Here is a 12,465-nt window from a genome sequence, read left to right on the forward strand (position 1 = left end):
TTGTTAGGAGGTTATTATGAAATATAATGCAGGGATAACTGGTATAGGAATAAGTATACCAAAAAAAGTACTAACAAACAAAGATCTTGAAAATATGGTTGAAACATCAGATGAATGGATTGTTTCAAGAACAGGAATAAAAGAAAGAAGGATAGCAGACGAAAATATTGCTGCTTCGGACCTCTCAACAGAAGCTGCAAAGGAAGCAATTTTAATGGCAGGAATCGATGCAAAGGATGTTGATCTTATAATTGTTACTACAGTTACTCCAGATATGCTGTATCCTGCAACAGCAGCAATTGTACAAAATAATATTGGTGCAGTAAATGCTGCAGCTTTTGACGTTTCAGCAGGCTGTACAGGATTTATATATGGGGTTACTATTGCAACTCAATTTATTGAAACAGGTTTTTATAAGAACATATTGGTTATTGGGTGTGACTTGCTTTCAAAAGTTACAGATTTTACAGATAGGAATACATGTGTACTCTTTGGAGATGGTTGTGGTGCAGTTTTAATTTCAAGAACAGAAGAGAAAGGTATAATCGATGAATACATAATGGCTGACGGTTCAGGAGCAGATTTTCTATCGCTTCCAGCAGGAGGATCGAGAATGCCATCAACAATTGAAACTGTGAATAAAAGGCTTCATTATACTTTTATGAATGGTCCTGAGGTTTTTAAATTTGCAGTTAAAGCTATGCCTGAAGCAGTAACAAAACTAATTGAAAAGTCAGGTTTTAATTTATCAAGCATAGATTATCTTATACCTCATCAGGCAAATATAAGAATAATTGAATCTGCTGCAAAAAGGCTTGGAATATCAATGGATAATGTAGGCATTACATTAGATAAATATGGTAATATGTCATCAGCTTCAATTCCTGTAACTTTATATGAAGACTTTAAAAATAAAAAAATTAAAAAAGGTGATAATATCATATTAGTAGGTTTTGGAGCAGGACTGACTTATGGAGCAGTATTAATAAAATGGATGTTATAGGAGGCATTGTATGAAAACAAGAGTTTGTGAATTGCTTAATATTGAGTATCCAATTTTTCAGGGGGGCATGGCTTGGGTTTCAACTTATGAACTTGCAGCAGCAGTATCAGAAGCAGGAGGGCTTGGTATAATTGCTGCTGGTGGTGCTGATGGTGAATATGTAAGAAATCAAATTAGAAAAATAAAAGAGATTACTAAAAGACCTTTTGGTATAAATGTTATGCTTATGTCGCCCTATGTTGATGATGTTATGAAGATAATTATTGAAGAAAAAGTTCCTGTAATAACAACTGGTGCAGGTAATCCTGGCAAATATATTAAAGCATTAAAGGAAAAAGGAACAAAGGTTTTTCCAGTTGTTCCATCTGTTGCTTTAGCAAAGAGAATGGAAAAAGAAGGTGTTGATGGAGTAATAGCTGAAGGTACAGAATCAGGAGGTCATATAGGGGAACTTACTACAATGTGCCTTGTACCTCAGGTTGTAGATGCTGTATCTATTCCAGTAATTGCAGCTGGAGGAATTGGCGATGGAAGGGGAATGCTTGCGGCATTTGCACTTGGTGCAGAAGGTGTCCAAATAGGAACAAGATTTGTATGCTCTAATGAATGTGTAGTACACGAAAACTATAAAAGAGCAATTATAGAGGCAGGGGATAGAGATGCTGTTGCTACTGGAAGGAAAACAGGACACCCAGTAAGGTGTTTAAAGAATAAGCTTACAAGGGAATTTGAGAAGCTTGAGAATTCTAATGCGGACAAGGAAGAAATAGAGAAGCTTGGGACAGGTGCTCTAAGAAAAGCAGCAATTTTAGGTGATATTGAGTATGGTTCTGTTATGGCAGGGCAAATTTCTGGTCTTATAAAGGATATAAAACCTTGTAAAACTATTATTTCTGATTTAATTAAAGATTACGAAGAAAACTTAAAAAAGCTAAAGGAATGGTGTAGATGATGAAGTTAGCATTTTTATTTGCTGGTCAGGGTGCTCAATATGTTGGCATGGGAAAAGAGTTATACGATAATTTTGAATGTGTAAGAAGAATATTTGATGATGTAGATAATATACTTAATATTGATATAAAAAAATTATGTTTTGAAGGACCGCAAGAAGAACTTTCAAAAACAGAAAATACTCAGCCTGCAATTTTAGCAACTTCAATTTCTATAGCTTCTATACTCAATGAGAAAAATATCTATGCTGATTATGCAGTAGGATTAAGCCTTGGAGAATATTCAGCATTAACTTATGGAAAAGTATTTTCTCTTAATGATGCAATTGAGATAGTTTATAAAAGGGGAAAACTAATGCAAAACGCTGTGCCAGAAGGATATGGAGGAATGGCAGCAATTCTTGGACTTGATAGAGAAACAGTTGAGAATTGTTGCATAGAGCTTAAATCAGAAGGCATAGTTGAAGTTGCAAATTATAACTGTCCAGGTCAAATTGTAATAACAGGAGAAAAAGAAACAGTAAAAAAAGCTTGTGAAAAGTTAAAAGAAATGGGAGCTTTAAAATCTGTATTACTTAATGTTAGTGGACCTTTTCATTCAAGTTTAATGAAAGATGCAGGCATAAAACTTGAAGAAATACTAAAAGATAAAAAGATTTACAAACCAATCATAAATATTTTATCAAACTATGATAATGAATATTATAACGATGACATTGAAAAAACTATTAAAAAGTTAAAATATCAAATATCTTCACCTGTAAGATTTGAAGAAAACATAAAAAACTTATAGATGATGGTGTAGATGTTTTTATTGAAATTGGTCCAGGAAAAACATTATCTGGTTTTGTTAAGAAAATAGATAAAAATAAACAGATATATAGTATTGATAATATAAAATCACTTGAAAAATTACTAAATGAACTTACATAAAGGAGTGAAAAAATGAAACTAAAAGGGAAAATATCACTTGTAACTGGAGCATCTACAGGGATTGGAAGAGCAATTGCGATAGAATATGCTAAAGAAGGTGCTGTGGTTATCGTAAACTATTCAGGAAATGAAGAAGCAGCATTAAAAGTAGTTGAAGAAATAAAGGCATTAGGCGGTATGGCAGAGAGCATAAAATGTGATGTATCAAATTTTGAAAATGTAAAAAATATGATTGATGATATAATTAATAAGTATGGCAGAATAGATATACTTGTTAATAATGCAGGAATTACAAAGGATAATCTTATAATGAGAATGGATGTTGAAGATTTTGGTAGAGTTATAGATGTTAATTTAAAAGGCTGTTTTAATACAATTAAATGTGTTTCAAAATACATGATAAAGCAAAAATATGGTAAAATTATAAATATGTCTTCTGTTGTTGGTATTACTGGAAATGCTGGTCAAGCAAATTATGCTGCATCAAAGGCAGGAGTTATTGCTCTTACTAAATCTGCTGCAAAAGAGTTAGCAGCAAGAAATATAAATGTCAACGCAATAGCACCAGGTTATATTGATACAAGGATGACAGAAGCATTAAACGATAAGATAAAAGAAGATATATTGAATAAAATACCCTTTAAAAAGACAGGAAAACCGGAAGATATTGCAAAAGCAGCATTATTTTTGGCCTGTGATGAATCAAATTATATAACAGGCCAAGTAATAAATGTTGACGGAGGAATGGTTATGTAATATTATATATGTGAGTTATTTGAAGGGAGGTGAATTTAATGATATTTGAAAAAGTGAAAGAAAGAATTTCAGATATACTTGGAGTTGATTCTGATGATATAACCATGGAATCATCATTTATTGATGATCTTGGTGCAGATTCTCTTGATATCGTTGAGCTTATTATGGCTCTTGAAGAGGAATTTGATATAGAAATTCCAGATGAAGATGCTGAAAAAATTCAAACTGTTGGTGATGTAGTGGAGTACATAAAGGAACATACAGATATGTAAAAAATAGGTCCCGATTTATTCGGGGCTTTTAAAATATTAAGATTATAAATTTTTTATCTGAACCTTTACGGTTAGGAGGAAAAGTATGAAGAAGAGAGTTGTAATAACAGGACTTGGAGTTATAACCCCACTGGGCTGTGAAGTTGATGGATTCTGGAATAATATTGTTAATGGTGTAAGTGGAGTAGATTATATAACAAGATTTGATACAACAGAATTTAATGTGAAAATTGCTGCAGAGGTAAAAGATTTCGATGCAGAAAAATATATAGATAAAAAAGAAATAAGAAGAATGGATAAGGCAACACAATATGCAGTTGCAGCTGCAAAACTTGCCCTTGAAGATTCAAAAATGTGCCTTAATGAAACTAATAAAGATAGGCTTGGAGTAATATTAGGCTGTGGAGTTGGAGGGCTTGAAACCTTTGAAGATCAAATGACAATTTTAAAGGAAAAAGGACCTAAAAGAGTAAGCCCATTTTTCATACCTATGATGATTGCAAATATGCCTGCTGGTCAAGTTGCTATGAAAATTGGAGCTCGTGGAATTAATGAAACAATTGTAACTGCATGTGCATCTGGTACCAATGCAATAGGAGAAGCCTTTAGGGCAATACAAAGAGGAGAAGTAGATGTTGTTCTTACAGGAGGAACTGAAGCTGCAATTACTCCGCTTGCAGTAGCAGGATTTAGTTCCATGAAAGCCCTATCTGAAAATAATGAAAATCCAAAAGAGGCTTCAAGGCCCTTTGATAAGAATAGGGATGGTTTTATAATTGGTGAAGGAGCAGGAATATTAATTCTTGAGGAACTTGAACATGCAATAAAAAGAAATGCAAAAATCTACGCTGAAGTTGTAGGATTTGGAGCAAGCTGCGATGCATATCACATGACATCACCAGATCCTGAAGGTGAAGGTGCTGCTCTTGCAATAAAAAGAGCAATAGAAGATGCAAATATACTGCCTGAAGAAATAAATTATATAAACGCACACGGAACATCAACAGAATATAACGATAAGTTTGAAACTATTGCTATTAAAAAAGTATTTGGAAGCAAAGCATATGAAATACCTGTAAGCTCAACAAAGTCAATGACAGGTCATCTTCTTGGAGCAGCAGGAGGGATAGAAGGTGTAATTTTAGCACTATCAATATATAATAACATTATACCTCCAACAATAAATTTAAATACTCCTGATGAAGAATGTGACCTTAATTATGTTCCTAATAAGGCAATAAGTAAAGTTGTAAACTATGGCATTTCTAATTCTTTTGGCTTTGGAGGGCACAATGCAGTTGTAGTATTTAAAAAATATGTTTAATATTTTTAGTAAAACAGATGCTATAACCAAAGGAAAAGGTAAAAGCCTTTACCTTTGGTTACATTTGGAGGTTGCTCTATGACAAAAGAAAGAATAAATGAACTAACTGAATTTCAGAAAATAATAGATGTTGAATTTAAAAAACTATATATACTTGATATGGCTTTAACTCATAGCTCATATACAAACGAACACCCATCTATTTCTTATTATAATGAAAGGCTTGAGTTTTTAGGTGATTCAATACTTAGTCTTATAGTAAGTGAATATATTTACAATAGATTTGAAAATAAAAAAGAAGGAAAGCTATCAAGAATTCGCGCCAGCGTTGTTTGCGAATCATCTCTTGCAGATATTGCAAGAAAGATAATGATAAATAAATATATTCAGATAGGAAAAGGCGAAGAAATTACAGGAGGAAGAAATAAGGATTCCTTACTTGCAGATGCTTTTGAAGCTGTTATTGCTGCAATATATTTAGATGCAGGATATAATACAGCTAAAAATTTTGTTCTTAATTACCTTGAAGAAAAAATAGATGCTGTAAGTAATGATGAAATATTTAATGATTATAAGTCAAAGCTTCAAGAACATTTACAAAAAAATAAGGAATATTTAATTAAATACAATATAATAAATGAATCAGGACCACAACATGATAAAGTATTTGAAGTTGAAGTTCAAGTTAATGGAAAACAAATTGGTAAAGGAAAAGGAAAAAGCAAAAAGGAAGCAGAACAAAGAGCAGCCAAACAAGCTCTTATAAATCTTGGAGTTGATTTAGTTGAATAAAAGATATTATATTATACCTATTTTTGTCCCACATTTAGGATGCCCACATGATTGTATATTTTGCAACCAAAAAAAAATAACTGGGAATACAAAAGAAGTAACTAAAAGTGATGTTGAAAAGACTATAGCTCAATATCTTAGTACTATTGATAGAAAAAATTCTTTTGTTGAGATTTCTTTTTTTGGAGGAAGCTTTACTGGAATACCGTTAGATTATCAAAATGAACTTTTAAGTGTAGCCAAAGCTGCACTTGATGATGGCAAAATAGATGATATAAGGCTCTCTACAAGGCCAGATTACATTAATGAATACATCCTTCAAAATCTTAAAAGATTTGGCGTTGGTGTTATTGAACTTGGAGTTCAGTCTATGGATGATGAAGTACTTAAAATGGCAGAAAGAGGTCACACTTCAAACGATGTAATTAAATCAAGTAATTTGATAAAGAAATTTGGTTTTAAGTTAGGACATCAAATGATGATTGGACTACCTAATGATAATATTGAAAAAGATATCTTTACTGCAAATGAGATAATAAAGTTAAAACCTGATTTTGTAAGGATATATCCAGCGTTAGTAATAAAAGGTACTGAGTTGGAGAGTTTATATTTAAAAGGGTTATATACCCCCCTAAGTGTAGAAGAAGCAGTAGAGATTTGCAAAAAAATATATATTTTATTTGTAAAGAATGACATACAAATAATACGTATCGGGCTTCAAAGGTCTGAAGAGATAAACATGGATAATGATGTAATTGCAGGGCCTTTCCATCCAGCATTTAGAGAGCTCGTGGAATCCTCAATATACATGTCAATTATTGATTACACAATACAAAAGTATTTTAACCTAGAAAATAATATTTTTATAAATATAAATCCTAAGGAGATTTCTAAACTATTAGCAGATAAGAAAAAATATTTTAATATTTTAAAGTTATCTTATTCTACAAAACAAATAAAAATATGCCAAGATAATTCAATTGATAGATATGAAATAGCTATTAGTGATGGCAGATTTACTAAAAAAATGTCAATTAATGAATATATAAAATTATCTATTTAAAGAAGGATTTTCCTCTTTCTTATAGAATTATTAATAAACAATATTTACTATATATTTGAAGGAGGAATTATAGATGGAAGTACTAAAAGTATCTGCTCAATCACAACCAAAAGCAGTTGCAGGAGCACTTGCTGCCGTTTTAAGAGAAAAAGCATCAGCTGAAGTACAGGCTGTTGGTGCAGGTGCTGTAAATCAAGCCGTTAAAGCAATAGCAATTACAAGAGGATTTGTTGCTCCTAATGGAATTGATCTTGTAGTTATTCCGGCCTTTTCAGAAATTGAAATAGAAGGTGAAGAAAGAACAGCGATAAAGTTTATAGTTCAACCAAGATAGGTCTATAAGGCCTATCTTATTTTATATTTTGTTTTTATCCTTAAGTTTTTGCTATAAAATGAAAAGTTGACAATAGATTATATTAATTTTAAAATTAAAATAGCTTTAAAGGGATTTATCCGCCCGGGTAAGTCCCTTTTTAAATAAATCCTATTAGATAAAAAGAGGTGTTATTTTGTATTTAAAAAGGCTGGAAATTAAGGGATTTAAATCTTTTGCTGATAGAGTTGATTTAGAATTTGGAAAGGGTATAACAGCAATTGTTGGGCCTAATGGTTCAGGTAAAAGCAATATATATGATTGTATCAAATGGGTTCTAGGAGAGCAGAGTGCCAAAACTTTACGAGGCTCAAAAATGGAGGATGTAATATTTGCTGGAACTGAGAATAGAAAGGGCCTTGGATGTGCTGAAGTATCTCTAACAATAGATAATTCAAATAAAATATTACCTTATGACTATTCAGAAATAACTGTTACAAGAAGACTCTTCAAGTCTGGTGAAAGTGAATACTTAATAAATAACACCCAATGTAGGCTTAAAGATATTACGGAGCTTTTTATGGATACCGGAATCGGAACTGATGGATATTCATTAATCGGCCAAGGTAAAATTGAAGAGATATTAAGTTCAAAATCTGAGGATAGAAGAATGCTTTTTGAAGAGGCTGCAGGTATTGTAAAATACAAAACAAGAAAGTTAGAAGCTGAGAAAAAACTTGAAAGTACAAGACTTAACTTAGTTAGAATTTTAGATATAATAAATAATCTTGAGGAACAAATAGAACCGTTAAAGCATCAGTCGATAAAAGCTAAAAAGTTTTTAGTTTTAAGAGAAGAATTAAAAGAGCTTGACATAAATGTATTATTACACAGTTATGAAAGCTCAAAAAATAAGCTTAATGATTATTTATTAGATATACAAAACCTTGAAAGTAGTAAAAATGATTTAGAAATAAAAAAGAAAGAAAAGTTAAAGTTAATTGAAAGCTATAAGGAAAAATTATATGAAATAGAAAAGGACTTTGAAATAAAAAACAATGAAAGAATTGCACTTGAAAAAAAATATGAATCTCTCTTAGGAAATTTAAGCCTTTTAGATGAAAGGAAGAATAATTTAATACATGAAAAAGAAAGATTGATTAAAGAACAAGAAGAAGAAAAAGGAAATGCACAGAATCTAAATAAAGAACATGAGCTGATTTGTATTAAAAGATCTGAAGTAAATAAGGAAGTTTTAAAAATTAAATCAGAGATTGAAATGTTAGAAGAAGAATATAATGCGATAAACAATAAATGCAACGAATACGAAGCTTTATTAGAAAGAAAAAAAGGGGATTTGCTTCAGGTAATTAAAGATATATCTGATATAAATAATAAAATAAATTCATCAGCAATAATGCTTGATAACCTTAAGAATAGAAAAAATCAGTTAAATAGAGATTTAGAATTAAGGAATAATAAAATAAGTGAATTAAATATTGAAGTTGAAAAAATATTAAAATTTATAGAAAGCTATAATAACGATTTAAAAATAATAAAACAAGAAGCTTTAGATATAACAAATTATATAAAATTATTGGAAAGTAAAGAAGAAAACCTTAATAAACAAAGCAAAATTTGTTTTGAAAACTTAAAGACTTATGAAGCAAAGTATAAAACTCTTTTAGATATGGATAAGGATATGGAAGGTTTTAATAGGGCAGTAAAATCCATAATCAAAAATTATTTAGATAAATCTAGGGTATTTGGTACTGTAAGTGATTTAATTGAAGTCCCAAAAGGATATGAAACAGCAATTGAAATAGCTTTAGGAGCTACAATGCAGAACATAGTTGTTGATAATGAAGATACATCTATTATGCTAATTGATTATTTAAAGAAAAATAATATTGGTAGAGCAACATTCTTACCTTTATCTATAATTAAAGGTAAAGAAATCTCAGATACTAAAGAATGGAAAAATAGTTTGGGTTTTTTAGGCATTGCTTCAGATATTGTAAAATATGATTTAAAATTCAAAAACATAATCACAAACATTTTAGGAAGAGTTTTGGTTTGTGATAACTTAGAAAATGCAAAATCTATAGCAAGAAAAACAAACTATAATTATAGAATTGTAACCCTTGAAGGGGATGTAGTTAATGTTGGAGGAGCTTTTACAGGTGGAAGCAATACTATAAAGACCACAGGTGTTTTTGCCAGAAAGAATGAAATTGAAGAACTTAAAAATTTAGTATCACAAGAAAAGGATAGAATAAAAAAGATATCTGAAGAAATATATGCAAATTCACAAGAAGTAATTGAAAAGAAGAATAGCTTAAATAGTTATAACCAGAAAATTGTTGACATATCTTCAAAGATACAAAATGAAAACCAGAGGCTAGAAATAATAAATAATGAAATTACAAATATAAAAGAGATAGTAAAAGATATAAAAATTGAAATTGAACAGATTGATATAGAAAATAATAAAAATACTCAAAATGAAACATATAACAAAGCTGTTTTGGATAACTATCTTAATAATCAAAAATCTATCGAAAGAGAAATAGAAGATATTCAATTAAATTTTAAAAATATGAAGGAACAAAAGGATGTAATTTCCAAGGATTTAACAGCAAAAAAAATTATTTATGCAGAAAGACAAAAAACAGTAGAATTAATAGAAAGCGAAATTGAAAGGTTAGAAAAGGAATTAAAATCTATAAAGCAAAAAATAGAATATCAAGCAAATGAAATAAAAAGCATAGACAAAAGAATTATATCAGTAGAAAATGATTTGAAAAAAACTAAAGATGACATTGATAATATAGTTGTTACTATTGAATTATTTAAGAAAAAATTTAACGATATAGAAGTCAGCAAAAAACAATTGTCAGAACTTATATTAGTAGAAGAAGGTTATTTTTCAGAAATCGAAAGGGATATAATGAATATAATAAATTCAATGCATAAGATTGAAATATCAAAATCAAAACTTGAATCTGAAATTGAAATGTATACAAAGAAAATTTGGGATGATTATGAAATAAGTATTGCACAAGCTATACAATATAAGAAAAGCCTCAAAAGTATAGCAGATGCTAATAGCAGAATAAGTCAATTAAAAAGTGAAATTAAAAGTTTAGGAGAAATTAATATTAATGCTATAGAAGAATATAAAAGAGTAACTGAACGATATGATTTTTTAACAAAGCAAAAAGAGGACCTTGTTAAAGCTGAGAATTCTTTAATTGACATTATAAATGAAATAGAAAAAAAAATGAAAGAACAATTTGAAGAGAAGTTTGAAATAATAAGAAATAATTTTAATCAAACATTTAAAGAATTATTTGGTGGAGGATTTGCAGATTTAAAACTTGAAAGTAATGATATTTTAAACTGTGGTATAGACATAATTGTACAACCACCTGGTAAAAAGCTTCAAAGTCTTTCGCTATTATCAGGAGGAGAAAGGGGACTTGCAGCAATTGCTCTTTTATTTGCTATACTAAGAATGAAGCCAACACCTTTTTGTGTTCTTGATGAAATAGAAGCAGCTTTAGATGATGCAAATGTTAGCAGGTTTGCAAAATTTTTAAAGGACTATTCTAAAAAAACACAGTTTATTATAATTACTCATAGAAAAGGTTCAATGGCTGCTGCAGACATGCTATATGGTGTTACTATGGAAGAAAAAGGCATATCAAAAGTAATTTCATTAAAGTTAAAAGGAGGAAACTAATATGGGATGGTTTGAAAAGCTAAAGGAAGGATTATCAAAGACAAGGAGCAATATAACAGATAAAATAGAAGAAATATTATCTATTAATAAAAAAATAGATGAAGAATTATATGAAGAACTTGAAGAAGCTATGATAATGTCAGACATTGGATTTAATACATCATCTAAAATAATTGAAACATTAAGAAAAAAAGTCAAAGAAAATAAAATATCAGATCCAGATGATGTTAAGAATTTATTAAAGAATATTATAATAGAGATAATAGGTAATGAGTCAAAAGGAATAGTGCCTGAAAAACTACCTGCAGTTTATCTTATTGTTGGAGTAAATGGAGTAGGTAAAACAACATCTATAGGAAAAATGGCATACTATTTAAAAAATAAAGGACTTAAAGTGCTTCTTGCTGCAGGGGATACATTTAGAGCAGCTGCAATTGATCAGCTTGAAATTTGGGGGAATAGGGTAGGAGTTGAAGTTATAAAACACCAGGAAGGCTCAGATCCAGCTTCTGTGATTTTTGATGCGATTCAAGCAGCAAAAGCAAGAAAGGTAGATGTTTTAATATGTGATACTGCAGGAAGGCTTCATAATAAGAAAAACCTTATGGAAGAATTAAGAAAAATTAACAAGATAATTGAAAAAGAATATTCTGATGCTTATAAGCAAACGATACTTGTATTAGATGCTACAACAGGTCAAAATGCATTAATTCAGGCAAAACAATTTATGGAAGTATCTGATGTAAATGGGATAATTTTGACTAAACTTGATGGCACAGCAAAGGGTGGTATTGTAATTGCCGTTAGCGATGAACTTAAAATACCTGTAAAAATGATTGGAGTCGGTGAGGGAATGGATGACCTTCAAGAATTTGATGCAAATGCCTTTGTAAATGCTATATTATGATGTTAAGTAAAAATACTTGACAGACAAATTTACTTTTGTTAATATAGTAATGGGTGTTAATATGATAGACAAATTTAGTGAAAAAGCCCTTCTTCTTGATTTTTATGGAGGTCTTTTAACTGATAAGCAGAGGATGTTTATGTCTTTACACTATGAGGAGGATATGTCTCTTAGTGAGATATCTAATGAGTTTGGAGTGTCAAGACAGGCCGTTCATGATATTATAAAAAGAAGTGAAAAGATTCTTGAAGGATATGAAAAAGAACTTGGATTAGTCAATCGATTTATGATACAAAGAGAAAAATTGAAAAAAGTAAAAACTATACTTGCAGATAAAATAAATGACATAGATATAAAAAAGGCAATGGATATAATTGATGAGCTTATAGATGTTTAATAGGAGGGCT

11 protein-coding genes and 1 pseudogene are annotated in these 12,465 nt (G+C 30.1%); all 12 read left to right on the plus strand.

What is annotated here, in order from left to right:
• The first annotated feature begins 16 nt into the window (after positions 1 to 16).
• The 12 genes and pseudogenes from FDN13_RS00190 to ylxM all read left to right on the plus strand — a co-directional run bounded on the left by FDN13_RS00190 (position 17) and on the right by ylxM (position 12,455).
• Positions 17 to 1,003: a beta-ketoacyl-ACP synthase III gene (locus FDN13_RS00190; protein ID WP_138978323.1), complete on the plus strand. Its 987-nt coding sequence runs from the start codon at positions 17 to 19 to the stop codon at positions 1,001 to 1,003.
• A 10-nt stretch (positions 1,004 to 1,013) separates the two neighbouring features.
• A complete protein-coding gene (gene fabK, locus FDN13_RS00195) occupies positions 1,014 to 1,955 on the plus strand; it encodes an enoyl-[acyl-carrier-protein] reductase FabK (RefSeq protein ID WP_138978324.1) in 942 nt (313 codons plus the stop codon).
• Positions 1,952 to 2,886, plus strand: a pseudogene (gene fabD / locus FDN13_RS00200) (ACP S-malonyltransferase). Before fabK ends, fabD begins: the two are co-directional and overlap by 4 nt.
• A 12-nt stretch (positions 2,887 to 2,898) precedes the next feature.
• On the plus strand, positions 2,899 to 3,642 hold the full coding sequence (gene fabG, locus FDN13_RS00205) for a 3-oxoacyl-[acyl-carrier-protein] reductase (protein WP_138978325.1): 744 nt from the start codon (positions 2,899 to 2,901) through the stop codon (positions 3,640 to 3,642).
• A 38-nt stretch (positions 3,643 to 3,680) separates the two neighbouring features.
• Positions 3,681 to 3,914, plus strand: coding sequence for an acyl carrier protein (gene acpP, locus FDN13_RS00210; RefSeq protein WP_138978326.1), 234 nt, complete (start codon positions 3,681 to 3,683; stop codon positions 3,912 to 3,914).
• Between the two features lie 85 nt (positions 3,915 to 3,999).
• Positions 4,000 to 5,238: a beta-ketoacyl-ACP synthase II gene (gene fabF / locus FDN13_RS00215; RefSeq protein WP_138978327.1), complete on the plus strand. Its 1,239-nt coding sequence runs from the start codon at positions 4,000 to 4,002 to the stop codon at positions 5,236 to 5,238.
• Positions 5,239 to 5,316: 78 nt separating this feature from the next.
• Positions 5,317 to 6,030 carry a ribonuclease III gene (gene rnc / locus FDN13_RS00220; protein WP_138978328.1) on the plus strand — a complete coding sequence of 238 codons (714 nt, stop codon included), beginning with the start codon at positions 5,317 to 5,319 and terminating at the stop codon, positions 6,028 to 6,030.
• Positions 6,023 to 7,093, plus strand: a complete 1,071-nt coding sequence (locus FDN13_RS00225) for an elongator complex protein 3 (protein WP_138978329.1) — start codon at positions 6,023 to 6,025, stop codon at positions 7,091 to 7,093. Before rnc ends, FDN13_RS00225 begins: the two co-directional genes overlap by 8 nt.
• Before the next feature lie 73 nt (positions 7,094 to 7,166).
• Complete coding sequence (locus tag FDN13_RS00230; protein ID WP_138978330.1) at positions 7,167 to 7,427, plus strand: stage V sporulation protein S; 261 nt, start codon at positions 7,167 to 7,169, stop codon at positions 7,425 to 7,427.
• 175 nt (positions 7,428 to 7,602) lie between these two features.
• Positions 7,603 to 11,151, plus strand: a complete 3,549-nt coding sequence (smc, locus tag FDN13_RS00235; protein ID WP_168190017.1) for a chromosome segregation protein SMC — start codon at positions 7,603 to 7,605, stop codon at positions 11,149 to 11,151.
• A gap of 1 nt (position 11,152) precedes the next feature.
• Entirely contained in the window at positions 11,153 to 12,058 is a 906-nt protein-coding gene (gene ftsY / locus FDN13_RS00240) for a signal recognition particle-docking protein FtsY (protein WP_138978332.1), read from the plus strand.
• A 61-nt stretch (positions 12,059 to 12,119) separates the two neighbouring features.
• Positions 12,120 to 12,455, plus strand: coding sequence for a YlxM family DNA-binding protein (gene ylxM, locus FDN13_RS00245; RefSeq protein ID WP_243120236.1), 336 nt, complete (start codon positions 12,120 to 12,122; stop codon positions 12,453 to 12,455).
• The last annotated feature ends 10 nt before the right edge of the window (positions 12,456 to 12,465 follow it).

The sequence above is a fragment of the Caloramator sp. E03 genome, assembly GCF_006016075.1.
In the GTDB taxonomy this organism is placed as follows: Bacteria; Bacillota; Clostridia; order Clostridiales; family Caloramatoraceae; genus Caloramator_B.